This window comes from Fusobacterium sp., assembly GCF_019012925.1.
GTDB lineage: Bacteria > Fusobacteriota > Fusobacteriia > Fusobacteriales > Fusobacteriaceae > Fusobacterium_A.
This window is the reverse complement of record NZ_JAGIRL010000025.1, coordinates 1-25,519: the sequence shown is the minus strand read 5'-3', so window position 1 is coordinate 25,519 and position 25,519 is coordinate 1. Positions and strand designations below refer to the sequence as shown.

26 protein-coding genes are annotated in these 25,519 nt (G+C 29.2%); 19 read left to right on the top strand and 7 right to left on the bottom strand.

Going from position 1 to position 25,519, the window contains the following annotated elements; genetic code table 11:
- Positions 1 to 95 precede the first annotated feature (95 nt).
- The 3 genes from QZ286_RS04820 to dnaN all read left to right on the top strand — a co-directional run bounded on the left by QZ286_RS04820 (position 96) and on the right by dnaN (position 3,508).
- Positions 96 to 1,304, top strand: coding sequence for an AarF/UbiB family protein (locus QZ286_RS04820; RefSeq protein WP_291255844.1), 1,209 nt, complete (start codon positions 96 to 98; stop codon positions 1,302 to 1,304).
- A gap of 63 nt (positions 1,305 to 1,367) precedes the next feature.
- Complete coding sequence (locus QZ286_RS04815; RefSeq protein ID WP_291255843.1) at positions 1,368 to 2,399, top strand: extracellular solute-binding protein; 1,032 nt, start codon at positions 1,368 to 1,370, stop codon at positions 2,397 to 2,399.
- Between the two features lie 17 nt (positions 2,400 to 2,416).
- The gene (gene dnaN / locus QZ286_RS04810; protein ID WP_291255842.1) at positions 2,417 to 3,508 is read left to right on the top strand and encodes a DNA polymerase III subunit beta; all 1,092 of its coding nucleotides are present in this window, start codon (positions 2,417 to 2,419) and stop codon (positions 3,506 to 3,508) included.
- Positions 3,509 to 3,542: 34 nt separating this feature from the next.
- On the opposite strand, the gene QZ286_RS04805 is transcribed toward dnaN, so the two are convergent.
- Positions 3,543 to 4,031 carry a MogA/MoaB family molybdenum cofactor biosynthesis protein gene (locus QZ286_RS04805; protein ID WP_291255841.1) on the bottom strand — a complete coding sequence of 163 codons (489 nt, stop codon included), beginning with the start codon at positions 4,029 to 4,031 and terminating at the stop codon, positions 3,543 to 3,545.
- Between the two features lie 110 nt (positions 4,032 to 4,141).
- Between QZ286_RS04805 and modA the strand changes: the two genes are divergently transcribed.
- The 6 genes from modA to zupT all read left to right on the top strand — a co-directional run bounded on the left by modA (position 4,142) and on the right by zupT (position 8,815).
- Complete coding sequence (gene modA, locus QZ286_RS04800) at positions 4,142 to 4,873, top strand: molybdate ABC transporter substrate-binding protein (protein WP_291255840.1); 732 nt, start codon at positions 4,142 to 4,144, stop codon at positions 4,871 to 4,873.
- A 13-nt stretch (positions 4,874 to 4,886) separates the two neighbouring features.
- Complete coding sequence (gene modB / locus QZ286_RS04795; RefSeq protein ID WP_291255892.1) at positions 4,887 to 5,552, top strand: molybdate ABC transporter permease subunit; 666 nt, start codon at positions 4,887 to 4,889, stop codon at positions 5,550 to 5,552.
- Positions 5,549 to 6,565, top strand: a complete 1,017-nt coding sequence (locus QZ286_RS04790; protein ID WP_291255839.1) for a molybdopterin-binding protein — start codon at positions 5,549 to 5,551, stop codon at positions 6,563 to 6,565. Before modB ends, QZ286_RS04790 begins: the two co-directional genes overlap by 4 nt.
- A gap of 8 nt (positions 6,566 to 6,573) precedes the next feature.
- The gene (gene moaC / locus QZ286_RS04785) at positions 6,574 to 7,038 is read left to right on the top strand and encodes a cyclic pyranopterin monophosphate synthase MoaC (protein WP_291255838.1); all 465 of its coding nucleotides are present in this window, start codon (positions 6,574 to 6,576) and stop codon (positions 7,036 to 7,038) included.
- 66 nt (positions 7,039 to 7,104) lie between these two features.
- Positions 7,105 to 7,911: a bifunctional hydroxymethylpyrimidine kinase/phosphomethylpyrimidine kinase gene (gene thiD / locus QZ286_RS04780; RefSeq protein WP_291255837.1), complete on the top strand. Its 807-nt coding sequence runs from the start codon at positions 7,105 to 7,107 to the stop codon at positions 7,909 to 7,911.
- A gap of 124 nt (positions 7,912 to 8,035) precedes the next feature.
- Entirely contained in the window at positions 8,036 to 8,815 is a 780-nt protein-coding gene (gene zupT / locus QZ286_RS04775) for a zinc transporter ZupT (protein ID WP_291255836.1), read from the top strand.
- Positions 8,816 to 8,857: 42 nt separating this feature from the next.
- On the opposite strand, the gene QZ286_RS04770 is transcribed toward zupT, so the two are convergent.
- Genes QZ286_RS04770 through QZ286_RS04745 form a run of 6 tightly spaced genes read right to left on the bottom strand, consistent with a single transcriptional unit; the run spans position 8,858 to position 15,248 of the window.
- Positions 8,858 to 10,309, bottom strand: coding sequence for a glycosyltransferase family 39 protein (locus QZ286_RS04770; protein WP_291255835.1), 1,452 nt, complete (start codon positions 10,307 to 10,309; stop codon positions 8,858 to 8,860).
- Between the two features lie 13 nt (positions 10,310 to 10,322).
- Complete coding sequence (locus QZ286_RS04765) at positions 10,323 to 11,645, bottom strand: UDP-glucose/GDP-mannose dehydrogenase family protein (protein WP_291255834.1); 1,323 nt, start codon at positions 11,643 to 11,645, stop codon at positions 10,323 to 10,325.
- 1 nt (position 11,646) lies between these two features.
- Positions 11,647 to 12,702 (bottom strand): GDP-mannose 4,6-dehydratase, encoded by a 1,056-nt coding sequence (locus tag QZ286_RS04760; protein WP_291255833.1) that lies wholly within the window; start codon positions 12,700 to 12,702, stop codon positions 11,647 to 11,649.
- Positions 12,699 to 14,273: a glycosyltransferase family 39 protein gene (locus QZ286_RS04755; protein ID WP_291255832.1), complete on the bottom strand. Its 1,575-nt coding sequence runs from the start codon at positions 14,271 to 14,273 to the stop codon at positions 12,699 to 12,701. The genes QZ286_RS04760 and QZ286_RS04755 overlap by 4 nt, the downstream gene beginning before the upstream one ends.
- Positions 14,266 to 14,514, bottom strand: coding sequence for a lipid-A-disaccharide synthase N-terminal domain-containing protein (locus tag QZ286_RS04750; RefSeq protein ID WP_291255891.1), 249 nt, complete (start codon positions 14,512 to 14,514; stop codon positions 14,266 to 14,268). Before QZ286_RS04750 ends, QZ286_RS04755 begins: the two co-directional genes overlap by 8 nt.
- Positions 14,515 to 14,522: 8 nt before the next feature.
- The gene (locus QZ286_RS04745; RefSeq protein WP_291255831.1) at positions 14,523 to 15,248 is read right to left on the bottom strand and encodes a glycosyltransferase family 2 protein; all 726 of its coding nucleotides are present in this window, start codon (positions 15,246 to 15,248) and stop codon (positions 14,523 to 14,525) included.
- Between the two features lie 202 nt (positions 15,249 to 15,450).
- Between QZ286_RS04745 and QZ286_RS04740 the strand changes: the two genes are divergently transcribed.
- The 10 genes from QZ286_RS04740 to QZ286_RS04695 all read left to right on the top strand — a co-directional run bounded on the left by QZ286_RS04740 (position 15,451) and on the right by QZ286_RS04695 (position 25,360).
- The gene (locus QZ286_RS04740; RefSeq protein WP_291255830.1) at positions 15,451 to 16,110 is read left to right on the top strand and encodes a response regulator transcription factor; all 660 of its coding nucleotides are present in this window, start codon (positions 15,451 to 15,453) and stop codon (positions 16,108 to 16,110) included.
- A 15-nt stretch (positions 16,111 to 16,125) separates the two neighbouring features.
- Positions 16,126 to 17,559 carry a cell wall metabolism sensor histidine kinase WalK gene (locus QZ286_RS04735; protein ID WP_291255829.1) on the top strand — a complete coding sequence of 478 codons (1,434 nt, stop codon included), beginning with the start codon at positions 16,126 to 16,128 and terminating at the stop codon, positions 17,557 to 17,559.
- A gap of 85 nt (positions 17,560 to 17,644) precedes the next feature.
- Positions 17,645 to 18,502, top strand: coding sequence for an RNase adapter RapZ (gene rapZ, locus QZ286_RS04730; RefSeq protein ID WP_291255828.1), 858 nt, complete (start codon positions 17,645 to 17,647; stop codon positions 18,500 to 18,502).
- Positions 18,496 to 20,289: an excinuclease ABC subunit UvrC gene (gene uvrC, locus QZ286_RS04725; RefSeq protein ID WP_291255827.1), complete on the top strand. Its 1,794-nt coding sequence runs from the start codon at positions 18,496 to 18,498 to the stop codon at positions 20,287 to 20,289. The genes rapZ and uvrC overlap by 7 nt, the downstream gene beginning before the upstream one ends.
- A 22-nt stretch (positions 20,290 to 20,311) precedes the next feature.
- Positions 20,312 to 21,310, top strand: coding sequence for a hypothetical protein (locus tag QZ286_RS04720; protein ID WP_291255826.1), 999 nt, complete (start codon positions 20,312 to 20,314; stop codon positions 21,308 to 21,310).
- On the top strand, positions 21,307 to 22,818 hold the full coding sequence (locus QZ286_RS04715; RefSeq protein ID WP_291255825.1) for a PP2C family protein-serine/threonine phosphatase: 1,512 nt from the start codon (positions 21,307 to 21,309) through the stop codon (positions 22,816 to 22,818). The genes QZ286_RS04720 and QZ286_RS04715 overlap by 4 nt, the downstream gene beginning before the upstream one ends.
- Before the next feature lie 18 nt (positions 22,819 to 22,836).
- Positions 22,837 to 23,745 (top strand): DUF1385 domain-containing protein, encoded by a 909-nt coding sequence (locus tag QZ286_RS04710; protein WP_291255824.1) that lies wholly within the window; start codon positions 22,837 to 22,839, stop codon positions 23,743 to 23,745.
- 63 nt (positions 23,746 to 23,808) lie between these two features.
- On the top strand, positions 23,809 to 24,252 hold the full coding sequence (locus QZ286_RS04705) for an Rrf2 family transcriptional regulator (RefSeq protein WP_291255823.1): 444 nt from the start codon (positions 23,809 to 23,811) through the stop codon (positions 24,250 to 24,252).
- Between the two features lie 54 nt (positions 24,253 to 24,306).
- Positions 24,307 to 25,035: a DNA/RNA nuclease SfsA gene (gene sfsA / locus QZ286_RS04700; protein ID WP_291255822.1), complete on the top strand. Its 729-nt coding sequence runs from the start codon at positions 24,307 to 24,309 to the stop codon at positions 25,033 to 25,035.
- 46 nt (positions 25,036 to 25,081) lie between these two features.
- Positions 25,082 to 25,360 (top strand): cysteine-rich small domain-containing protein, encoded by a 279-nt coding sequence (locus tag QZ286_RS04695; protein WP_291255821.1) that lies wholly within the window; start codon positions 25,082 to 25,084, stop codon positions 25,358 to 25,360.
- Positions 25,361 to 25,519: the final 159 nt, after the last annotated feature.

Here is a 25,519-nt window from a genome sequence, read left to right as displayed (position 1 = left end):
TTTTATTATACCATAAAAACCTTATCATTTACAGATTTTAAAATTTGTACTATAATCTAATCGAATACTTGTATCATTATGGAGGAGATACTAAAATGTTATCATCTAAATTTATAAAATTTATGAAGGCTCTAAATTCAGGTAAGGTAGAAAATCTATCTTGTGTTGTTAATTTAGGGCGGGTAGGACTTAGAATGGCAGAGGAATACTCAACAAGATTTGATCTTCTTGAGATTGAACAATGTTTATTTCTCTCTCAATTCCAAACACCTGTTCTTGAAAAATCAGAAAAACATCTTTTACAACTTATAAAAAAACATGATCCAATATTTTCATTGATGGAATACTATGACAACTATCCCTATTCCTATTCAGATATAAACTATTTTTTTAAAGGTTGTCTTAAGAGTGGTGTTGAGATCTCTATAAAAGCCGTCAACCCTATGGCCAAAAATAATTATTTCAAAACTCTATTAAAATTGGAGAAATCACTGAAATTCTATAATTTTTTTATGCCTTGGCTAGATAAAAAGTACAAGGTTAATGAAATTTTAAAAGATTTAGAAAAACACAGTTTTGAAAAATTTAACTTAATTAACGAAATTAAGTTTACTAAAAATATGGAAGAATGCCTTTTACAATATAAAAAATATAATTTTCTAAAAAGAGTACGTTTCCCTAAGATATACTCATATCTCTCTTCAAATAATACAGTAGTTAGTGAGTTTATCTATGGAGATTACTTCTATGATCTTCTTCATTGTAAGCAATTACAATATAAAGATGTCCTTGATCTTATCAAAATTCAACTATTTTTTATGTTAAAAGTAGGAGTTTTTTACAATAATCTACACTCTGGAAACCTTATAATGAATGATGAGAAAAAAATATATTTCTTAGATTGTAACGCCATATCAGTTTTAACACCTAGATTAAGAACAGATCTTCTTACTGTTTTAGAAGCCATTACAGAAGGAGATTTTGAAAAGTTAGCTCACTCTTTTAACAATATGTCACAAGAGAAACTTTCAAAGGAGACAATTGATAAATTAATAATCAATCTTAAATATAGTTTTTCAACTGATTTAATTCAATCTAATGGCTATATTATAAAGTTTATGAAACTATTTAAAGTAGCTAGCAATCATGGAGTTATTTTTGATAATGCCATCTTCTCTATTTTTAAATCTTTCATATATTTTAATAAATTGATTGAAAAAACAAAAAGTAAAAATACTTCCTTTGAGAACGATTTTAAAATCATATTAACAGAATTAAAAGAGATTATTAAAAAGAATAAATAATTGACTTAACTTATTTTTCATATTAGAATATGCTGTAGACAATTAATTTTAGGAGGTTGATAAATGAAAAAATTATTAGCAACTTTAACTCTTGCTTTAGCTTTTATAGGATGTGGAGGAAAGAAAGAAAGTAATGAGAATACTCTATATATCTATGGTTGGGCTAATACTATACCACAGAGTATATATGAGGCTTTTGAAAAAGAGACAGGAATAAAAGTAATAGAGGATATCTACTCTTCTAATGAAGAGATGTTTACTAAATTAAAAGCTGGTGGAAATGGGTATGATATTGTTATGCCTTCTGCTGACTATGTAGAGATTATGATGAAAGAGGGTATGCTTGAGAAATTAGATAAAAATCTATTACCTAGCTACTCTAATTTAGATCCATTGGTTTTAGAAAAATTACACCATTTTGATCCAGAGAATAACTATGAAGTTCCGTATCTTATTGGTGCTACTATCATAGCTGTAAATAAAAAATATGTTCCTGAGTTTCCTAGAGACTACTCTATCTATGAGATGTCTAATTTAAAAGGAAGAATGACTCTACTTGATGATATGAGAGAGGTTATGACTTCTGCACTTGGTATGTTAGATTACCCTCAAACTACAGAGGATGAACAAGCTATAGCTCAAGCAGCTGATCTTGTTAAATCTTGGAAGAAAAATATTGCAAAATTTGATGCTGAATCTTTTGGAAAAGGTTTTGCTAGTGGTGATTTCTGGGTAGTTCAAGGATATCCTGATAATATTTTCAAAGAGTTAGATGAGAATGAGAGAGCTAATGTAGAACTTGTTATTCCTGAAAAAGGTGGAACTGCTTATGTTGACTCATTTGTTATGTTAAACTCTGCACCTCACAAAGATGCTGCTTACAAATTCTTAGAGTTCACATTAAGACCTGAGATTGCTGCTCAATTTGCTGATCTACTTGAAACACCATCAGTTAATGCCCCAGCAAGAGAGCTTATGACTGTAAAACCTTTATTTGAAATATCAGATTTAAAAAATGTTCAAGTTTTAAGAGATATCCATTCTACTCTTGACTTACAAAATAAATATTGGCAAGAAATCTTAATTGCTGACTAATAATATTGGAGGAAAAAATGAAATTTTCTATTGAAAGAGAAAAATTAATTTCTGTTTTATCTGAATATACATATATTTTAAAAGATAATCCTATAAAACCTATTGTATCTGGTCTTAAAATATCAGCTACTCAGGATGGTGTTATTTTTGTAGGAACTAATCTTGAAATAGAGCATATTAGAAAAATAAAAATTGATGTTGAAGAAGAGGGCGAAGTTATTATAAAACCATTTCTTTTACTAGAGTATATTAAACTTTTAGATGAGGAAAGAGTGGACTTCTCTTCTGCAAATGGATTTGTTACTGTTCATCAAGCAGAGTTTTCAGTACTTGAAGGGGGAACATATCCAAATATTATTGAGTTAGAACCTCAAAATTTACTTTCTATTAGTGGTTCTCATTTTGTAAAACTTCTTGATAAATCAAAATTTGCAGCAACACAATCACAAGAAAATATTCAAATTAACTGTGTTAGAGCTGTATTTAAAAAAGATGAATTAAATTTAGTTTCTACTGACTCATATAGATTACTTTTTTTAAGAGAAAAAATTGAGTGCTTAGATACAAGAGAGATCTCTATTCCTATGGAAACAGTTAATACTCTTTGTAAATTACTTAAAGACTATGACAGAGAGATAACTTTGGGATACAATAATGACACTCTTATTGTAACTTGGGAAAATTCATACTTCAGTAGTAAAACAATTGGGCTTCAATATCCCGATTTTAAAACAATTCTTAGAATTTCAGCTTTTGAAAAGAAGATGGAGTTTAACCGTGATGAGCTTAGAAGTGCTTTAAAAAGGGTTATTACAGTTGCTAAAACAAGTTTAGATGCAAAATTTGGAGCTATTTTTAACTTCACTGGAAAAACAATGGTTATCAATGCTTTTTCTGGTAGAGCTAAGATTAATCAAAAAGTTAATATGCTTAAAGATGGTGACGATTTTAAAGCTTCTTTAAACTGTAAATTTTTAGCTGAATATATAGATAATGTTTCTAACAATATCATTATTGGTGGAAATAATGCTTCATCAATGTTTGAAATTAAAGAGATAGATAATGATGATTATATATATATATTGATGCCTTTAGCTCTTAGAGACTAAAGATAAAAGAGCAAGTTAACTAACTTGCTCTTTTTTATCTGGCACAATCTTTTGCTGACCCTACCATTATTTCCAACCCATGCTTTAATTCTGAAATTATATAACTAAGTGACTCATCTACAGCCTTGGGACTTCCTGGCATATTTATTATAAGTGTATCTTTTCTTATACCAGCAGTAGCTCTAGATAACATAGCTCTCTTTGTTATTGTTAAAGAGTAATTTCTAATAGCCTCTGGTATTCCTGGAACTCTCTTTTCAATAACCTCTTCTGTTGCCTCTGGTGTTACATCTCTTTTAGAAAATCCTGTTCCCCCTGTTGTTAAGATTAAATCAGCAATATTCTTATCACAGATCTCCTTTAAACTCTCTACTATCATACCAAATTCATCTGGTATCAATATCTTTTTTACAACCTCATAACCATTTTCTACAACTATTCTCTCTATTACTTGAGTGGAAAGATCCTCTCTTTCTCCACTACTTCCCTTATCACTCATACAAACTATTGCTACTCTAAACATCTGATTCCTCCTTTTATTTTAATTATATCATATATATAATTAAACTTGCTATTTTCTAGTAAATTTGTTATCATTAAAGTTAGATAATTTATAAAATATGAGGTGGTCAGATGAAAAAAAATTTAGTTGGAGCATTACTGATGCTTATTTTATTCTCGATAAGTTCTTTTGCTAGTGAGATCACTATTAGTTGTGCTGCCAGTCTTAAAGAGGTAATTGAGGAGTTAAGTGATAAATTTAACAAGGAAAATAAAAAGATAAAAGTTAATGTAAATTTAGGTGGTTCTGGAGCATTAAAAAATCAGATAATAGCTGGAGCTCCTGTAGATTTAGTTTTCTTTGCTTCTCAAAAAGATCTAACTGATCTGTCTGAAAAAGGATTTGTTGAAAAAGATTATCAAAAAAATATGTTAAAAAACAGATTGGTTATTGCTGGTAGAACTCAGATACAATCTTTGGATAAATTATTAGGATATAAGACTGCTATTGGTATTCCTGAAACTGTTCCAGCAGGAAGATATGCTAAAGAGGTACTTACTAAGAGCAAACTTTGGGATGAAATTCATAAAGATCTTGTTTTTACTAGGGATGTTAGAAGTGCTGCTCAATATGTAGATCTATATGAAGTGGATTTTTCTTTTATATATAAAACAGATGTTACTATGTTAAAAAATAGTGATATTGTTTTCACAGTTCCAGAGGAGTTACACTCTCCAATCATATACAGCTATGGTATTGTAAAGGACAGAGCTAGCACTGATGTGGTAAAGTTCTATAACTTTTTAAACTCTGAATATGCTAAAAAGATATATGAAAAATATAATTTTGAATTAGTTGAGTAATCTAGGTATTGAAATGATATATTCGAATATAATAATTTTGACTTTAAAGATAGCATCAATTTCTACTATTCTAGTAGCTTTTTTTTCTATCTTTTTAGTTTGGATATTAAATAATAACACTAGGATTAAACCGATCTTGGAGTTCTTTATAAATACCTCTCTCTTTATCTCACCTACAGTACTTGGGTATATTCTCATTCTGATCTTGGGGAGAAGAGGTATTATTGGAAAACTCCTCTTTGAATACTTTAATATTACAGTTCTATTCTCTTGGTGGGCTGGGATTATCACAACTTTTATTGTTTCCCTCCCACTCATGTACAACTCAATAAAAACTGGAATAGCTAGTCTAAACCCAGTATATTTTGAATCAGCAAGAGAAGCTGGAGCATCAGAATTTCAAATATTGAGATTAATTACGATCCCTCTCATTAAGAGAAATATTTTTGCTGGTATGGTTTTATCATTTGGAAGAGCTATGGGGGAGTTTGGAGCTACACTTATGCTCGCTGGAAACATCCCCAACAAAACTCAAACTATATCTATGGCAATCTATTCAGCCTCTGAAAGTGGCGATCGTTTTACAGCTAATTTTCTATTGATTATAATATTGATTATCAGCTTTTTAGTGATGTTACTTTACAACTACTTATTTTTAAAAGAAAGGGAAAATATATGAAAAAAATTAAAACTGTTGATTCTGTTGGTTGTGTCCTTCAACATGATATAACTCAAATTCTTCCTGGTGAATTTAAAGGAAGAGCTTTTAAAAAAGGACATATAATTAAAGAAGAGGATATTCCTAAACTGTTAAGTTTGGGAAAAGATCATATCTTTGTTTTTGAACTAGGTGATACTGGGTTGCATGAGAATGAAGCTGCCCTTATTTTAGGGGAGTTAGGAAGAGGAGAGAATATAAAAACTGATGATGAGATAAAAGAGGGAAAAATAAACTTTAGAGCTAATTGTGATGGTATTTTAAAAGTTGACACTGAAAAACTTTTAGAATTAAATATGCTTGGTGAGATCTCTTTTGCAACTCTTCCAAATAACTATCCTGTTAAATCTGGTGATTTGGTAGGTGGTTCAAGAGTTATTCCATTAGTTATCAATAAAGCTAAAATGGAGAAAGCTAAGAATATTATACACTCTCCACTACTCAAAGTAGCTCCTTATAAAAAATATAACATTGGTATTATAACTACTGGAAATGAAGTTTTCTATGGGAGAATTGAAGATAAATTTGGAAAAGTTATAAAAGATAAGTTTGCTGAATATAATTGCAATATAGTTGGACAAGAGATCTGTCCTGATGATAAGGAATTGATTAAGTCTGCTGCTCATAAACTTTTAACAGCTGGAGCAGATCTTCTAGTATTTACAGGTGGAATGTCTGTTGATCCTGATGATCTAACGCCAACTGCTATTATAGAGATGGGAGGAGAGCTTATAACTTATGGTGCTCCTGTTCTTCCAGGTGCTATGTTCTTATTATCATACCTAAATGATACTCCTATGATGGGATTACCTGGTTGTGTTATGTTTGCTAAAAGAACTATCTTTGACTTAGTTCTTTCAAGAGTTATGACCGGAGAAAAATTAACAAAAAAAGATATTATGAGTTATGGAAATGGTGGACTTTGTCAAAGTTGTGAGATCTGCCACTATCCTAATTGCTCATTTGGAAGGTAGTGTTAAATATGGAATTTACTCATTTTAATGAAAATGGACATGCTAAAATGGTAGATGTAAGTGAAAAGAATGAAACTCAAAGAAAAGCTGTTGCTCGTGGTTATATAAAAATGAATCCTGAAACTATTCAGATGATTTTAGATAAAAAGATGAAAAAAGGTGATGTACTCTCTGTTGCTCAAGTTGGTGGTATCTGTGGAGCAAAGAAAACTTGGGATCTTATTCCAATGTGTCACAATATATTGCTTACAGGAGCTGATATCTCTTTTGAAATAGCAAATGATAGGGTATGGATTGAAGCTACTATAAAAACTACAGGTAAAACAGGAGTTGAAATGGAAGCTCTGACTGCTGTTTCTATCACTGCTCTAACTATCTATGATATGTGTAAAGCTGTGGATAAAAATATGGTAATTGGAGATATTAAGCTTTTAGAAAAAAGAGGAGGAAAGTCAGACTTTCTTTTAAAATAGAGAAAACGAAGGGAAAACTTTACTTATGTAAATTGTTTCTCTTTTGTTTTTTATTGGGAGGGAAAAATGAAAAAAGTTTTAACAATTGCTGGTTCAGATTCTTCTGGAGGAGCTGGTATTCAAGCTGATATCAAAACTATGTCAGCTTTAGGAGTCTATGGAATGAGTGTTATTACAGCAATTACAGCTCAAAATACTCTAGGAGTTCACGCTGTTCAAGAGATTGACTTAGATATTGTTGAAAAACAACTTGACGTGATTTTTAATGATATTGAAGTGGATTCTATAAAGATAGGCATGTTAGCAAGTGGAGATATTGCTCAGCTTATAAAAAATAAGCTTGTAACTTATAAATGTAAAAATATTGTTATTGATCCTGTTATATCTTCTACAAGTGAGTTTAGATTATTTAAAGATACAGCCTTAACAAAACTAAAAGATCTGATTGGAATTGCCGACTTAGTTACACCTAATATTCCTGAAGCTGAAATACTAACATCTTTAAAAATAGAAAATGAAAATGATATTATTACAGTAGCTAAAAAAATAAAAGAACTGGGAGTAAAAAATGTACTAATCAAAGGGGGACATAGAACTGATAACAGTTGTACAGATACTCTTCTTCTTGAGAATGGAGAGATAATTGAGTTTTTAGGAGAAAAAATCTCTACAAAACACACTCATGGAACAGGTTGTACCCTATCTTCAGCTATCGCTTCTTTTCTAGCTAAAGGCTATTCAATGGAAGAATCTGTCAAACTTGGGAAAGATTATATTACACTAGCTATAAAAAACTCTTTTCCTTTAGGAAAAGGTGTAGGTCCTTTAGGACATTTAGTAGAACTTTACGAGAAAGCTTCTATAAAATATTAATATTTACTAGATTTCAACATAAAAATATGCTAAAATATACAAATAATTAAATTATCAAAATATTGTATATGTTTAAATAACTATCCTTTTGAATAAATATACAATATTTTATTTGGGAGGTATTATGTTTTTAGATGAAAATAGCCTTAGAGCACTTATTCTTTCGTTCTTTGCAGGAATATCTACAGTGCTTGGAGCTTTTATTCTATTTTTTCTTAAAGATAAAAATGAAAAGATTATCAGTATCTCTTTAGGGTTTTCAGGTGGAGTAATGATAAGTGTTTCCTTTACACATCTTCTTCCTCATGCTAATGAACTTTTAGAGGGGTATTTTGGACATGATTTAGGAGTACTTTTAGGTGTTTTATTCTTGGTTCTTGGAGTAGTTATAGCTGCATGCTTGGATAAATTTGTTCCCCATATAAATGATGAGTGTAGCAATGATTACAAACATCAAAATCTATTTAGAGTTGGATTTATCTCAATGTTAGCTATTGGATTACACAACTTTCCCGAGGGAGTAGCAACATTTATGGCTGGATATAACAACTTATCTCTAGGAATCTCTGTTGCCATAGCTATAGCACTTCATAATATTCCTGAAGGAGTTTCTGTGGCTATGCCTATCTACTGTGCTACTGGAGATATGAAAAAAGCATTTAAATATACATTTTTATCTGGAATAGTTGAACCTATTGGAGCATTATTGACTTTTTTAGTTCTACGTCCATATATAAACGAATTCTCTTTAGGTGCTATTTTTGCACTAATATCTGGGATAATGCTGTATATTGCTATTGAGGAGTTAATACCTAGTTCTAGACAGTATGGATATATAAAGATAGCTCTAATATCTACTTTTGTTGGTATAATTTTAATGCCATTGACACACTTAACACACTGATAAAAAATAGAGAGAAAACTATTAGTTATCTCTCTATTTTTATTATTTACTTACCTCACTTATACTATATAGAGAATACTCTCTATTCTCATATATCAATTGAGGGTGCATCTTTTCTATCTCCTTCTTATATTTATTTCTAACCATAAAATATCCTTTAGATATCTCTTTTATATCTTCATAATTATCTATCTTATAATTACTAAAATACTCAAAATTTCTATAATCATCAAATCTATAAGCTTCCACTTTATCAGGTATTTTATCTATCAATTGAACAAACGGCTCCAATGTATAATTTTGATTATAATAATTCAATCCTCCCAACAGCAATACTAAAATACAAATATTAGATATTACAAATATCTCAAATATTCCCCTATTTTTTCTATATTTTATTAAAAAATATGAAGGAAAGTTTATTCTAATTGTTACTTCATATAGAAGATTCAGCAATCTATCTTTCTCCTTATATTTCAAAATATAATACATCAATATTACAACTCCTGGGAACAGAGGTAACAGATATATAGCTAATTTTCCACTGGCTAATGAAAGCATTATAAAGCTTGGAAAGATATAACTAAATCCTATTTTTTCTAATTTCTCCCACTCTTTAAATCTTTTTAACCTCTTTAAATAATAGATAAATATACCTAAAATCATAAATATATAAGGTGAAAATATTAGTGGTAGCTGTATTAAATAATAGTATATTCCTCTACTATGTGCTTTAGAATTTACTATTCTTCCAACTGTTTCTTGTCCAAGTAACAGTGATATATATTCAGCTCCCTGTGAAGATCTATATATTAAATAAAACCAGATTCCAACTAAACTAAAAATAAGAGATATTCCCCTGGTAAATTTAATTTTTTTTAAAAATCCTATATTCTTTTCAGCTACTAAAAAAAATAATGTTGTTATCATTGGTATAGCTATTCCCACTATCCCCTTTGTAAATATAGCCAAAAATATAGATGTATAAAATAAGATTAATCTACCTCTACTTATAGAAGTCTCAAAATAGTAAAAACTAAAGAAAAGATATAAACTACTAAAAATAAATAGATTCATTAGCATGTCCATTCTGATAAAAACTGAAACACCCATAAAATATGGTAATGTACACAAAAATATGGATATTTCAAAAGCTCTTTTCTCCTCTATAAACTTTTTTAAAAATTTATAAAAAAGTAGAGTAAATATCATAGCAGGTATCAATGAACCCAATACTATAGCTATAAAAGTAAATTTCTCCTCACTTAAAAATCTTCCAACTCTCAAGAACCAAAAATATAATGGTGGTTTATCTGGATAGAGTTGTGAAAAATATTTTAATACAAACAAACTTTTTTCCTCTATCATTCTCTTTACGATTATAAAATACTTTAACTCATTTCTAGTATCTGGAAATCTTGAATATGCTAGTGGTATTCCTATAAAAATATATATTCCTAATATATAAAAATAATTTTTCAATCTTATTTTCATACAAACACCCTATCTAATTTTGCCCAACTGGAAAGTATTTGAAATCTTTTCTAATATTTCCATCTTTTATATACACATTTCTCAGATCGAAATAGTAGTTATCACTCATTCTCTCTCTTATTTTTTTCAAATTCATTCCCCTGAATTGATTCCATTCTGTTATCAACACCATAGCATCTACACCATTAGCTGTTGAATACTCATCTGCACAGTAAATTATATCTTTCTCTATATCTTTTAATCTCCACCTTGCTTCTTTTATCCCCTCTGGGCAATATGCATGAATCTTTGCTCCAGCTTTTACTAATCCTCTAATTATATCCAAACTTGGTGCCTCTCTCATATCATCTGTATCGGGTTTAAATGAAAGTCCTAAGACACCTATTATTTTATTTGAAACTCCATCCATCTTTTTAATAATTTTTTCTGTTATCTTTCTTTTCTGTTTTTCATTAGCTGCAATTGCTGCCCTTATAATATACATATCCTCATCATACTTATTTGCTATATCTACTATAGCTTTTGTATCCTTAGGAAAACAAGATCCTCCATATCCAGCCCCACAGTGTAAAAATTTAGGAGATATTCTTCCATCCATTCCCATAGCTCTTGCAATTTCCTGAGTATTTGCTCCAACTTTCTCTGCCAACAAGGCAATCTCATTAATATATGAGATTTTTACAGCTAAAAAGGCATTTGAAGCATACTTTATCAGCTCAGCCGTCTCTATATTAGTAAATATAAATGGAGTTGCATTTATAAATAACACATCATAGACTTTTTGCATTATTTCCTTAGCCTTTTCACTTTCATACCCTATAACTATTCTATCAGGCTTTTGACAATCCAACACCGCTTTTCCCTCTCTTAAAAATTCTGGATTAGATACAATATCAAACTCCATTTCTACAGATCTTTTTAATAACTCTTGGTTTATACACTCTTTTACTAACTTAGCCGTACCAACTGGAACAGTAGACTTATTCACTATAACCTTATACCCATTGATATACTCTCCTATACTTTTAGCAACATCTAGGATATAATGAATATCTGCTGAACCATCTGAAGCAGGTGGTGTTCCAACAGCTATAAAAATAACTTCTGAATTTTCCACGGCATATTTTATCTCTGTTGTAAATTCAATTCTTTTAGCCTCTTGATTTTTCTTTAGCAACTCCTCTAAACCTGGTTCAAAAATAGGGATACTACCCTCTTGTAACTTTGCAATCCTCTCTTTATTCACATCCATACAGATTACATTTGCTCCAAAATTAGCAAGTGTAACCCCTTGAACTAAACCAACATATCCTGTTCCAATTATACTTATCTTCATACTAAATTTCATTCTCCTTTTTATACCAAGATATAAATCTTTTTATCCCCTCTTTAAATTCAATTTTAGGTCTATATCCAATCATTTTTTCTGCCTTAGATATATCAGCAAAAGTTCTTGTAACATCTCCAGGTTGCATTGGAAGTAATACTATCTCCCCTTTTATATTAAGTTCTTTCTCTATTACCTCTATCATCTCTTTCAATGAAACAGTATTAAAGTTTCCTATATTTAAGATCTCATAGACGTCTTTATTCTCAAGTAAATAATCAATTCCTCTCTTTACTCCATCAACTATATCTCCTACATAGGTATAATCTCTATAAGTCTTTCCATCCCCATACATTGTCACTTTCTCACCATTTAAAATCTGTTTTGTAAATTTATGAATAGCTAAATCTGGTCTCTGTCTCTCTCCATATACAGTGAAAAATCTCAATTGTAGCATATCTATTGAATATAATTTATGATAAGTATATCCTATTAATTCACAAGATTTTTTAGTACTTGCATATGGAGATATTGGATAATCGACACTGTCTAGCTCTGAAAATGGAACTTTTTTATTATTTCCATAAACTGATGAAGAAGAAGCTTGTATAAATTTGCCTACACCATATTTTTTACACATCTCCAAAAGATTCATATATCCTCTTATATTCACCTCTTCATACTCTAATGGACGCTCCAATGAAGGTCTTACTCCAGCTAGTCCAGCCAAGTTTATTATCAACTCTGGAGCCTCCTCTTTAAAAATCTCTTCTATTTTTGATAAATTTCTAATATCTTCATAATATAACTTATAATTTTTGTTCTCTACTAAATATGATATCTCCCTTATAATTTGATCTTTTGAAAGAGCATTTTTTAAAAATTCTTTTATTAGTGGTAATTTTTCTATATTTTTTGTACATTCAAGAATATTCTTTAGTTTTATCTCATAGGAATAAAATTCATCAAAATTATCAATTACTATTACTCTGTGTCCATTTTCCAAAAGTTGTTCACATAGATGTGATCCTATAAATCCTGCTCCTCCTGTTACTACTATTTTCATATTTTACTCTCCTTCTTTTTTAAATAATACAACTTTACCAACTCATCTTTATCTTTTACATAGGTTTTTTCTAATTCTATCTTATAATCTTTACTTAAATTTTTTTCTAATTTTCCAAGTAGGATAAATTCCTCTGGTAACTCTATACTTTTATCTAAATTATTTATTCTCTTTCCTACTCTCCAAACATCTTCAATTTCATAATCCTCTGAATATATCTCCAAACTAGGAGTCTCCTCTCTTAAAACACTTAATTTATCATATTTGTTCACAAAAGATTTATTATAAAAATTCCTATCTATAAACCAACTTGCTGTAATATTCACAAGTAACATAAATACTCCTGTTCCAATTATTACATATTTTACTTTCTCTTGATTTTTTAAAATCTTATAATTAAATACTCCTAAAATTAATGTACAAATTAAAATATATTTCAAAGATAATTTTCCATTTAAATACCCAAATTCAAATAGAATACCAACTATTCCTATAGATATAAAGCTTATAAAATACTTTTGAATTTTTAAAAATATTTTGTCAAAAGAGTTTAATTCATACCAAAATTTATCATAATAGTAGTCACATATAACTCCTATCTCCATACTTGAAAGAATATATAAAGGAATTCCATATCTTTTTTTCTTCATTTTTATTAGAGATAGAAATACAAAAATTAATATGTTCCAAATAAATAAAAATTTTGAATATCTTTTCTCCTTGCTGTATCTCTCTAGTATTTTTTTATTCACTCCTAATATTGAAAAAAATATCCAAGAACCCGTATATATAAAATAATCTAGATAGTAAAATATACCTTGTGTATGCTTACTTCTCCAAGTACCACTCTCTTTTTTTAGAACAGATAAAAAATACTCAGGATAACTCCTATAGGCTAATAGTGGCCAAATTCCAGATAATATGAGAGTTATAATCAGCATATATAATAAATTTTTTCTATTTTCAAGGTATTTTGTCTTACCATAGACATAGATATGAGCAATTAAAAAAGGAATAAATAAACCATATATTCCAACTGGTCCCTTACTCAAAATAGAGCAAGATAAAAAAATACTACAACCTATAAAATATCCCATTTTTTTACTTTTCAAGCCTTTTACTAAGAAAAATATTGCTCCAAAGGAGAATACATAGGTATACATATCCCAACTATTCTCATTTCCTATTTTTATTAACATAAACATTGTGGTTCCTACAAAAGCAGATAAAAGAGCAACTCTATGTGATTTTTTAAACTCCAATACAACTTTATATATAAAATATATTAAAAGTACACTTATCAATATCACTGGTATCCTTAATAATACTTCATTTTCTATATTTCCTGTAATTTTCATTACAAGAGCTGTAAGCCAAGTAGGAAGTGGTGGTTTTTCAAACCTAAGTTGTCCATTCAAAGTTGTTATTATATAATTTTTACTCTCTAACATCTCTCTTGCAGTAATAAAATTTCTTGCTTCCATTATATCTGCTGATCTTACCCAAATATTACTACTGAAAGCTACAAGAGCCAATAAAAGTAGATAGAATATATTTCTTTTCTCACTCATTTTTACCTCTTTTTCTGATCAACCATATATTTCTTGAGTAGATTAAAAGATTAGGCAACTGTCCCAGTATGAATATTGGATCTTTCCTATAAATAGCATAAATTAATAAACTCAAACTTCCAAGTAAACTAAATATCCAAAAGGAAAAGGGAATAACACTTTTTTTAGCTTTTTCACTTGCCAACCACTGAACCAAAAAACGTATTGAAAAAAATATCTGTCCTAATAGCCCTATTAACATAAAAAAATCTAATTTGAACACTCTTCTCTCCTCTCTTTAAACTCATATCTCAAGGCTCTTTTTTTCATCCATCTCACTGCAAATGCATCTTTTAATCCTTTGAACAATCGATTAAAAACTCCATATTTTGATACTCCAAACTCTCTATCATAGTGTCTTACAGGAACTTCAATTACTCGATAACCATTTATCTTAGCTAATGTTGGTAAGAATCTATGCATTCCTTCATACAGGTAAAAACTCTCTACCACCTCTTTTTTAAAAACTTTCAATGGACAACCAGTATCTACAATATTATCTTTAGTTATAAAATTTCTAACTCCATTTCCAATAATAGAAGAAATTTTTCTTTTTAATCCATCTTCTCTAGTCTCTCTTTTCCCATTCACCATATCATAATCTTGTAAATACGGTAATAGTAAATGGATATCTTCTGGATTAGTTTGTAAATCTGAGTCCATCATAATAACAACATCTCCTGTTGCTTTTTTAAAACCTGCATCTAATGCTGCTGTTTGTCCATTATTACAAGTAAAATGATAAATTCTTACATGACCATCTTTTTTAGATTCCTCCTCTAATACCTCATAACTTCCATCTGTACTTCCATCATCTACAAGAATAATCTCATAAGATAGTGCACATTTTTTTAAACTTGCCCCAACTTTATTTATGAAATTTGAGATATTTTCTCTCTCGTTATACACTGGGGCTACTACTGAAATACGTTTCATTGTATCTTTCCTCCTACTAATTTTGATATTTTGATTTTAATAAACAAAAGTAAAAAAATGGTAAAGAAAAATTTTTTTATTTTTTTGAATATAGATTTTTTCTACTCTTAACTTTGTATTTAAAAAAAATATTTTTTTTATTTACTAAATTTTAATTTTTAGGTGTTATAATAGGAATAAAAAATTAATTTGAGGTGGGATTTTGAAAAATATTTTAATTATAGAAGATGATGAAAAAATAAGAAGAATCTTACAGTTAGAGCTAACACATGAAGGTTATAAAGTAGATATTGCTATTGATGGAGATGATGGAATTGATAAATTTAACTCTAATAAATATGATCTCATACTATTGGATTTAATGTTACCAAAACTTTCAGGAGAAGAGGTCTGTAAAAATATTAGATCTATGTCTGAAATTCCAATAATTGTAATTACTGCAAAAGATCAGATAAAAAACAAGATTGAACTTTTAGATATGGGAGCTGATGATTACATAACTAAACCTTTCAATATTGATGAACTTTTTGCAAGAATGAGAGTAGCATTTAGAAACAAAAGTAACTATAAGTCCAAAGATTTTTTAATTTACAAGAATTTAAAGTTAGATCTACAACAAAAAAAATTCTATATAGATAATCAAGAGATCAGTATTACTAAACGTGAATTTGCTCTACTTGAATATTTTCTAATAAATCGGGAACTAGTTCTCTCTAGAGAAAAGATCTTAGAAAATATCTGGGGATTTGATTATGAAGGTGATGATAAAATAGTAGATGTCTATATCAATGCCCTACGTAAAAAAATGAAAAAAAATTATATTGAAACTGTTCGAGGATTTGGATATATTTTAAAATCTTAAATTGGAGGTATCTAATTGAAAAAAATATCTAAAGAGCTATACAAAAGTTATTTTTTTATAATATCTATCTTTTTTATCTCATATATTGGACTACTCTATTTCTTCATCTCATACATTATTAAAGATACTGATACAGATATACTCTCCATTAACAGTTTTATTAGGTATGAAGTAGGTGAATTTGAAAAGAAATTGTCTCTTGGAAAAAGTTGGGACGAACTTTTTTACGGGGCTTTAGAGGAGTGCCCTAAAATGCCAAATACTTTTGTCATATTTAAACATAATAACAATGTCTATACATTAGATTATATTGATAATATATTAACCAAGTTAGAAGATAGCAAATTTTCTGATCAAGTACAGAGAAAAAAATTTTTTACTCGAAGAGATGTAAATGGTAATCTTGAAATCAACATCAGTAAATTTCTTCTTTTTAATCTCCCTGATTTTCAATATTTAAATAGAGAGTTCAAAATTCCTAACCAAGAACCAATACAGATTTTGATTATAAAAAAACTTTCTCAAGAAAAAAGAATCTTACTTAGAATTTTTAGAATCTCAATCATCTTAATAAGTATAACTACTTTTTTAAGCATTGTTATCTCAAAAAGATTTTATAGAGATTTTACTAGCTCCTTAACCAGACTACAAGATATTACAAACAAGATAAATTTAGTCAATTTAAATAAAAATATTAAATCAAAAAATAAGTTTATTGAGTTTGACAATATTACAAACTCATACAATCAAATGTTAGAAAGATTAAAGGAGCAAACTGAAGCTCAAATTGATTTTGTTAACAATGCTTCACATGAGCTTAAAACTCCTATTTTTATTATCAATAGTTATGTAAATATGATTAAAAGGTGGGGGTTTGAAAGAAAAGATTTAGTAGACGAGAGTCTAACAGCTATCTATGAAGAAACTAATAATATGGCAAATCTTGTTACAAAACTCCTATTTTTAGCCAAAGATGATAGTAATAGCCTTGAAATTAGCAAGATAGATATTTTAATGTTATTCGAAGAGATTAAACAACATTTTAAAGTGATATATCCTGAACAGACCATCAATATCTTTTCAGAAAGTTTTTTTATCTATTCTGATAGATATCTATTTAAACAATTACTTTTTAATCTTGTTGAAAATGCTATAAAATATGGTTCTGGAAAAATTATCAATATAAGAGTTGAATTGGATAAAATATTAAAAATAGAGATTGTAGACAATGGAATTGGAATCTCAAATGAAGATCTTGAACATATTTATGATAGATTTTTTAGAGTGGATAAAGGTAGAAGTAGAAAATTGGGCAGTCATGGCTTGGGACTTTCCATTGTAAAAAAAATTTGTACTCTATTAAAAATTGATATTTCAATAGAGAGTGAAATAGGAAAGGGTACAAAAGTTACTCTCTCCATTCCTATCAACAACACTTTTCTTAGTTGAGTACAATGTAAAAACTCAGTTAAATTTCTAGTAAAAGATGAATAAAATATGATATAATGTAGAATAGAAGGATTAAGGTGAAATAATGGCAAAGAAAAAAATAGTAATTGTAACTGGTTTAAGTGGAAGTGGAAAAACAACAGCTTTAAATGTATTAGAAGATTTAGGGTATTATACTGTTGATAATTTACCTTGTGAAATTGGTTTTTCTTTTATCTCATCATCAATTGAAAATATTGCTTTAGGAATGGATATCCGTTCTTTTAGAGAGATAGAGGAGTTTACAAACTTTTTAGATAAGCTTAAAAATACTCCTGATATAATATACTCTATCATATTTTTAGAAGCTTCTAAAGAGGTCATTTTGAATAGGTATAATTTAACTAGAAGAAAACACCCTGTTACTGAGACAACTCTTCTTCAAAGTATAAGAACTGAGAGAAAAACAATGGCTGAAATAAAAGAGTTAGCTACTGGTATTATAGATACTAGCTTTGATAAGCCAAAAGAGTTAACTCAAAAATTAAAAACTCTTCTCGGTTTAGATGTGGATATAAAAGATATAAATGTACATGTTCAATCTTTCGGATTTAAGTATGGTATTCCCATTGATGTAGATTTAGTCTTTGATGTAAGATTTCTTCCAAATCCCTACTACATAAGTGAACTCAAATCGAAAAGTGGTTTGGATAAAGAGGTTTCTGATTATGTTATGAGTTTTGAACTTTCTCAAGAGTTTTATACAAAATTAATGGATATGTTTGATTTTTTAATCCCACACTACATTAAAGAAGGAAAAAAACACCTAACTATTGGTATAGGTTGTAGTGGAGGAAAACACCGTTCAGTTACTTTTGCAGAACTTATATATAAAGAACTCTCTGAAATTGATAATTTAAATGTATATGTTAACCATAGAGAGAAAGAGAGAGGAAATTGGTAAAGATATTCGATATAAAAAAGATAGATATTCCTAATAATCCAGGAGTCTACCTAATGAAAAAAGATGATAAGGTAATCTATGTTGGAAAAGCTAAAAATTTAAAAAATAGAGTTTCATCATATTTTAACAGAGAGCATGAAAGTGAAAAAACAAGAGAACTGGTTAAAAATATTGAAGCTATTGAATTTATCATCTGTAATAGTGAATTAGATGCCCTTGTCCTTGAAAATAATCTTATAAAAAAATATCTCCCTAAATACAATATCCTTTTAAAGGATGAAAAAACTTATCCCTATATTAAGATAAGTAAGGAGAATTTTCCAAATATAAAGATAATTCGAAGTACAAAATCTCTAGATACAAAATCGGGAACATATTTTGGTCCATACCCTTTTGGAGTTTGGAATCTAAAAAAAACATTGATTAGAATCTTTAAAATTAGAGATTGTGATAGAGATATGAATAAAACCTATCCTCGTCCCTGTTTAAAATATTTTATGAAGATGTGTCCAGCACCCTGTACATACAAAGAGATATTTTTAGAGTATAACAATCAAATTGAAAGAGCTAAAAATCTCTTAAAGGGAAAGGGGAGAGATGTTCTTAACACTCTTAAAACATCTATGGATATAGCTGCTGAAAAAATGAATTTTGAAGAGGCTATCCTTTTAAGAGAGCAGATAAAAGAGATTGAAAATGCTGTAGCTAATCAAGTCACTGAGTATGGACAAGATTTAGATGAAGATATTTTTGTTTTAAAAAAAGAGGGAGAACATCTTTTTATCTGTGTATTAAATGTGAGAGATGGAAAGATACTTGGTAAAATCTCAACAAATATAGATTTAAAAAATAAGATAGCTGACAATTTAGAGGAGAGTGTTGTTACTTCTTTTTATTCTAAACATCCTACTCCTAGAAATATTGTTTTTCAACAGAGTCTAGAAACTAAGCTATCACTTATCAAAGATCTTCTACAACTACAAAAAAATAAAACTATTGATATCTATTTTCCAAAAATAAAAAGCAGGAGAAAAGAGTTGGTAGAGATGGCTGAACTAAATCTCGATAAGGATATTGAAAACTATTTTAGGAAAAAGTCTGTGCTCGAAGAGGGGCTATATAAGATCTATACTGAACTTTCCTTAAAAAGATACCCTCGAAAAATTGAGTGCTTTGATATCTCAAATATCCAAGGAAAGGATGCTGTTGCTTCAATGAGTGTATCTGTTGAAGGAAAAGCTTCTAAAAAGGATTATCGAAAATTTAAGATAACTTGTAAGGATACTCCTGATGACTTTGCTATGATGAGGGAAGCTATTACAAGAAGGTACAGTAAACTCCCTGAACATGAGTTTCCAGATGTAGTTTTAATTGATGGAGGACTTGGACAGATAAATGCAGCTGGAGAGGTCTTTAGAGAGATTGGAAAAGATGGAATAGCTGAGCTATTAAGCTTAGCTAAAAGAGATGAAGAGATATATAAATATGGTAACTCTACCCCTTTTTCTTTCCCTAAGGAGTGGGAAGCTTTAAAAATTTTTCAAAGGGTTAGAGATGAAGCCCATAGATTTGGAATTACTTATCACAGAAAACTTAGAAGTAAAAGAGTTATCTCTTCTGAATTAGATAATATTGCAGGAATTGGTCCTAAACGTAAGGAGTTACTACTTAAAAGTTTTGGATCTGTTAAAAAAATTGCTCAAGCGGATCTAGATTCATTGAGTAGATTTATTCCTAAAAAAGTTGCTGAAGAACTTTTATTAACTTTAAATCAAAAGAAAAAGTGAATATTAATATCTGGAGGAAAAAATGAAAAAAACATCATTACTCTTAGTTGTACTGTTACTTATATCCACAGGTTGTGGAAATATAGTAGCTAGAAAAGATAAAAGTCAAATAGTACAATTTGAAAATACAAAAATTATACCTGATAAATATGATATCACATTTTACAGGCTTCTCTACCCTAATACTCCTAATGAAAAGGATAAATTTTATGCTCAACTAGATGTGTTAGCTTCTAAAATATTGGCTCATAAAAAAGATATAAATCTTATCATTCCATTAGAGCTTTACAAAGATCTACACAATCTTCAGCTAAGAGAGGTTAGAGAGAGCGAAAAAGTTTTCTACAAGCACTCTTACTCACTTACTGATATGGAGAGAGAGTTTATTGATAGTAAAATCAAAGTAAATACTCCTGAAAACTCTGGAAGTGTACAAAAATATCTTAACAAACAGATTGCTTATTGGTATAGCTACCTAAAAAAACCTGAGTTATACAATGAAAATAAAAATTATACTGAACTAGATAAAGACAGAATTGTAGATGAGGTCTTTGAAAATAGAAAGAGATTCTCCAATACTATTTTTGCTCTTGGAAACAATCTGACTATAGAGGTTACTGTGGATACCCTTGCTGAAGGTGCTGAATCAGGTCTACCTATATTTCTAAACACTGACTCTCTACCTGATAATTTAGATCTTCTAAAATCTAAAATTTATGTGGTAAAGGGCGAAATTGAAGATTCTGTTATCCCGAATAAGCTTCTACTTATTGCTAACAAAAATGTTAAAAACATAAAAGATTTTGAAATAAATACAAAAATTTTAGATATTACAAATCCTTTAGAGTTAATCCCTATCCTTGATGAGTATCAAGATCTTAAGATAAAAGATATGCAAAACTTTAAAATAAAACTTGTTCCTAACAGCGTCCTTGAAAAAGCAAGTTTGAAAAGAGAAACAAGAGAAAGAAAAACTATTGATTTTGAAAAATCAAATGTAATATGGGGGATAGAGAAATGATCTACTTTATTTTTATCCTTGTTGTTGGTTTATTGTTATATCATTTCAAGAAAAAAGAGGAAGATATGACTGAAGATATGATGACAATCCTCACAAGTATTAGAAATAAAAAGCAACTAGAGAATGTACCAGAAATACTTAAGGAAGAGTATGAGGATACAATTAAAAATGTAATTAAGCAAGATCTAGAGCTTGAAAACTCTATTGAAGAGTTGAGAGAGTATAGAAAAGAGTTGGAGGAAACTTATAACTCATTAGTTCAAAAATCTACTCAGTTGGAATATAGTAACCAATTACTTGAGAAAAGGGTAGAAAATTTATCCAATCTTAACTCTATTTCTAGAGCTGTCTTATCTGTTCTAGACTTAGATAACATCATAAACACTATATTAGATGCTTATTTTGTCCTCACGGGAGCTAAAAGAATCTCTCTCTATCTTTGGGAAGAGAATGGACTAATTAATAAAAAGACAAAGGGTGAGTGTAATTTCAAAGAAAATCTTTACTTTTGTGAAGACGATATTAAAAATTTCTCATTAAAAGATTATAAGGCTATCTACTCTGATCTATCTAAGAGATTTCTCTTAGCTCCAGATGAAGAGATTGTAATCTCACCTCTTGTTGTTAAAGATAAGCAATTGGGTGTTATATATGTAATAGAGGACAAGCTTAAGATGATAGATCTAGATGAAGAAACTATCTCAGCACTTGTTATACAGGTAGCAATCGCTATAAACAATGCTAAAATCTACTCTGAACTTTTAATTAAAGAGAGAATTTCAAATGAACTAGATGTTGCCTCTCGAATTCAGAAAAAGATCTTACCAGCAGATATTGATGAGATTTTTGGTTTGGAGATAGCTCAATACTTTGAACCTGCTAAAGAGATTGGTGGAGATTACTATGACTACACTGTTTTAGATAACAATATTTTCTCTATCACTATAGCTGATGTCAGTGGAAAAGGAGTTCCTGCTGCATTTCTTATGGCATTAGGAAGATCAGTTTTAAAAACCCTTACTCTAACTGACGACTTTGCTCCTAATGAAAACTTAAATGAATTAAATAAAATTATATATTCTGATATTACTGAAGATATGTTTATAACTATGATGCATAGTAAGTATGATCCAGAAACAAGAACTCTCTACTACTCTAATGCTGGTCATAATCCTTTAGTTGTATATAAAGCTAGTAGTGATAAGATTGAACTTCATACTGTAAAAGGTGTAGCTATCGGTTTCTTAGACAATTACAACTATAAGCAGGGAGAGATCAAGCTAGAAAAAGGTGATATTGTAGTTCTTTATACTGACGGAATCACTGAAGCTGAAAATAAGAATAAAGAGATGTTTGGATTGGAAAGATTACAAAATATTATCTTTAAAAATAAAAATAAATCACCTAAAGAGTTAAGAGAAGAGATTTTAAAAGAGATTAACAACTTTAGAGAAGATTTTGAACAAACAGATGATTTAACTTTTGTTATACTAAAAAGTATAATTTAGTTTTAGAAAGGAAATAATATGGAAAATAGAATAAGTATTGGAGGTCAAGCAGTTATTGAAGGAGTTATGATGCGTAGCCCCTCTTACATTGCTACTGCTGTTAGAAAGCCCTCTGGTGAGATAGTTTATAAAAAAACAAAAATATCTTCTAATAAGGGAAAACTTGCTGAAATTCCATTTGTTAGAGGTGCCGTTATGCTTTTTGATGCCCTTGTTTTGGGAATAAAAGAGCTTACCTTCTCTGCTAACGAAGCTGAGGAGAAAGAGGAGGAGCAGATTACACAAAAAGAGGCGATCTTAACTACGATCGTATCTCTAGGATTGGGAGTTGGCTTATTTATCGTACTTCCCTCTCTTATTGGAAGTTTTTTATTCTTTGATAATAAACTATATTCAAATATATTAGAAGCTGTTTTAAGATTGGTATTTTTTATTCTCTACATATGGTTAATCTCTTTCTCTAAAGAGGTAAAGAGAGTATATCAATATCATGGAGCTGAACATAAATCAATCTATGCCTATGAAAATCAGCTTGAATTAACTCCAGAAAATGCTAAAAAATTTACAACTTTACACCCTAGATGTGGAACAAGTTTTCTATTAATTGTGATGTTTATAGCTATAATAGTTTTTTCTACAATAGATTTTATCTTTCCTACACCTACAACAGTAGCTGGAAAAATATTAGTAAAGGTACTTTTAAGAGTTTTATTGATGCCACTTATTGCTGGAATCTCATATGAAATACAAAGATATAGCTCTAAACATCTAGATAATCCTATTATAAAAGCAATAGCCTTTCCAGGACTTTCTCTACAGAGAATAACTACAAAAGAGCCTGATCTTCAACAATTAGAAGTTGCTATTGTAGCTATCAAAGCTGCTCTTAATGAAAACATCCCTAATGCGAGAGAGATAAAAAAATAAAAGTTGCAACTTTTGGTATACTATGATATAATTAGTCGTATATTAAGGATTAGGGAGTCTATTATGAGAATTAAAAACGAAATTGAATACGTTATAAGAATTTTACTTTACTTAACAAAATATGGACAAGATAGAATAATTTCTTCTAATGAGATTTCTGAAGCTGAAGAAATTCCACATTTGTTTAGTTTAAGAATTCTAAAAAAATTAGAAAAAGCTGGGCTTGTAAATATTTATAAGGGAGCTAGAGGAGGTTATCAGTTAACTAAACCTAGCGAAGAGATCACTCTTAGAGATGCTATAGAGACTATCGAACCAATAATCTCTATAAAAGATTGTGTGAACGATCCAGGATCTTGTAGTTTAAGAAGAGGTGAGTGTGCAGTTCACAGAGCCTTCAATGAGATACAGATGGATTTTATTAAAAAGTTAGAAGCTCGTAATTTTAAAGAGCTTGCTGAAGAAACTTATAAAGATTGTAACTGTGGTTGCAATACAACAAAATAACTGTGATTTATTAGAGAGAAATTTAGGTTTCTCTCTATATTTTTTAGGAGAAATATGAAAAAAATATATGAAATTGGAAAAATATTAACCGGAAAATTTATTGATAGACCAAATAGATTTATTGCTGAGGTTGAGCTTAATCAACATATAGAGTTATGTCATGTACATGACTCTGGTAGAATAAAGGAACTTCTTTTCAAAGATAATTTGGTCGGAGTTAAAAAAGCAACAAACTTAGAAAAGAGAAAAACTTCATATGATTTTGTATCAGCTAGAACTCCAGAAGGAGATGAAGATGTTTTACTAAACTCTGCATATCACAGATATATTTCAGAAAATCTATTAAATGATTTTGAAATCTCACCTTTTGGTAAAGTGGATACAATTAGAGCAGAAGTTAAAAACGGGGAGAGTAGATTAGATTTTCTTCTAACAAAAGATAGTGAAAAAATTTGGATTGAAGTTAAAGGAGTCTCTCTTGTAGAAAATAAAACAGCTAAATTTCCTGATGCTCCTAGTACTCGTGCACAAAAACATCTCAAGGAGCTTATTAAAATAAAAGAATCTGGAGAGAGAGCTGCTGTAGTTCTATTAATTTTTAGAGATTGTAATAGTTTTAGACCAAAATTTGAAACTGATCCAAAATTTTGTGAACTTTTTTATCTAGCCATAGAAAAAGGTGTGGAAATATACCCTCTTCAATTTAGACTTGAAAATGGTAATATATACTTTATTGATAAAAAAATTGATATTCTTTCACAAATTTCTCTTGATAAGTTTTAACAAAAAAAGTATACTTGTATTAGAAATGTTTAAGGAGTGATGTCATATGGATAACTACAAATTTTTTCAACACAAAGATTGTGAGTATTTTCCATGCCATAAGATGGAGAAGATAGAGGATTTTAACTGTATGTTTTGCTACTGTCCTCTATATATGATGGGAGATAAGTGTGGAGGAAATTTTAAATATACTGCTACTGGAATTAAGGATTGTTCAAGCTGTATTTTACCACATGTTAAAGATGTTGGATATAATCATATCCAGAAAAAAATGATGGAAGTTATTAAAATTGTTCAAGAGGAACATCTTAAAAAAATAAAATAACAGATTATAAAAAGAGAGATAATTTTGTGTATTTATCATCTCTTGATTATTAATTTTTAAATTATTTTGAAGACTGAAAGGAACTAAAAACCTTTCAGTCTTTCTTCATATTCTATTGCTAATTGTCCTTTTATCAAATGCCAATCTTTCGCATAACCT

Excerpts from the sequence above, each read along its gene's own strand:
- QZ286_RS04820 (WP_291255844.1), top strand. The coding sequence starts at position 96 with ATGTTATCATCTAAATTTATAAAATTTATGAAGGCTCTAAATTCAGGT.
- QZ286_RS04815 (WP_291255843.1), top strand. The coding sequence starts at position 1,368 with ATGAAAAAATTATTAGCAACTTTAACTCTTGCTTTAGCTTTTATAGGA.
- dnaN (WP_291255842.1), top strand. The coding sequence starts at position 2,417 with ATGAAATTTTCTATTGAAAGAGAAAAATTAATTTCTGTTTTATCTGAA.
- QZ286_RS04805 (WP_291255841.1), bottom strand. The coding sequence starts at position 4,031 with ATGTTTAGAGTAGCAATAGTTTGTATGAGTGATAAGGGAAGTAGTGGA.
- modA (WP_291255840.1), top strand. The coding sequence starts at position 4,142 with ATGAAAAAAAATTTAGTTGGAGCATTACTGATGCTTATTTTATTCTCG.
- modB (WP_291255892.1), top strand. The coding sequence starts at position 4,887 with ATGATATATTCGAATATAATAATTTTGACTTTAAAGATAGCATCAATT.
- QZ286_RS04790 (WP_291255839.1), top strand. The coding sequence starts at position 5,549 with ATGAAAAAAATTAAAACTGTTGATTCTGTTGGTTGTGTCCTTCAACAT.
- moaC (WP_291255838.1), top strand. The coding sequence starts at position 6,574 with ATGGAATTTACTCATTTTAATGAAAATGGACATGCTAAAATGGTAGAT.
- thiD (WP_291255837.1), top strand. The coding sequence starts at position 7,105 with ATGAAAAAAGTTTTAACAATTGCTGGTTCAGATTCTTCTGGAGGAGCT.
- zupT (WP_291255836.1), top strand. The coding sequence starts at position 8,036 with ATGTTTTTAGATGAAAATAGCCTTAGAGCACTTATTCTTTCGTTCTTT.
- QZ286_RS04770 (WP_291255835.1), bottom strand. The coding sequence starts at position 10,309 with ATGAAAATAAGATTGAAAAATTATTTTTATATATTAGGAATATATATT.
- QZ286_RS04765 (WP_291255834.1), bottom strand. The coding sequence starts at position 11,645 with ATGAAGATAAGTATAATTGGAACAGGATATGTTGGTTTAGTTCAAGGG.
- QZ286_RS04760 (WP_291255833.1), bottom strand. The coding sequence starts at position 12,702 with ATGAAAATAGTAGTAACAGGAGGAGCAGGATTTATAGGATCACATCTA.
- QZ286_RS04755 (WP_291255832.1), bottom strand. The coding sequence starts at position 14,273 with ATGAGTGAGAAAAGAAATATATTCTATCTACTTTTATTGGCTCTTGTA.
- QZ286_RS04750 (WP_291255891.1), bottom strand. The coding sequence starts at position 14,514 with ATGTTAATAGGGCTATTAGGACAGATATTTTTTTCAATACGTTTTTTG.
- QZ286_RS04745 (WP_291255831.1), bottom strand. The coding sequence starts at position 15,248 with ATGAAACGTATTTCAGTAGTAGCCCCAGTGTATAACGAGAGAGAAAAT.
- rapZ (WP_291255828.1), top strand. The coding sequence starts at position 17,645 with ATGGCAAAGAAAAAAATAGTAATTGTAACTGGTTTAAGTGGAAGTGGA.
- QZ286_RS04720 (WP_291255826.1), top strand. The coding sequence starts at position 20,312 with ATGAAAAAAACATCATTACTCTTAGTTGTACTGTTACTTATATCCACA.
- QZ286_RS04715 (WP_291255825.1), top strand. The coding sequence starts at position 21,307 with ATGATCTACTTTATTTTTATCCTTGTTGTTGGTTTATTGTTATATCAT.
- QZ286_RS04710 (WP_291255824.1), top strand. The coding sequence starts at position 22,837 with ATGGAAAATAGAATAAGTATTGGAGGTCAAGCAGTTATTGAAGGAGTT.
- QZ286_RS04705 (WP_291255823.1), top strand. The coding sequence starts at position 23,809 with ATGAGAATTAAAAACGAAATTGAATACGTTATAAGAATTTTACTTTAC.
- sfsA (WP_291255822.1), top strand. The coding sequence starts at position 24,307 with ATGAAAAAAATATATGAAATTGGAAAAATATTAACCGGAAAATTTATT.
- QZ286_RS04695 (WP_291255821.1), top strand. The coding sequence starts at position 25,082 with ATGGATAACTACAAATTTTTTCAACACAAAGATTGTGAGTATTTTCCA.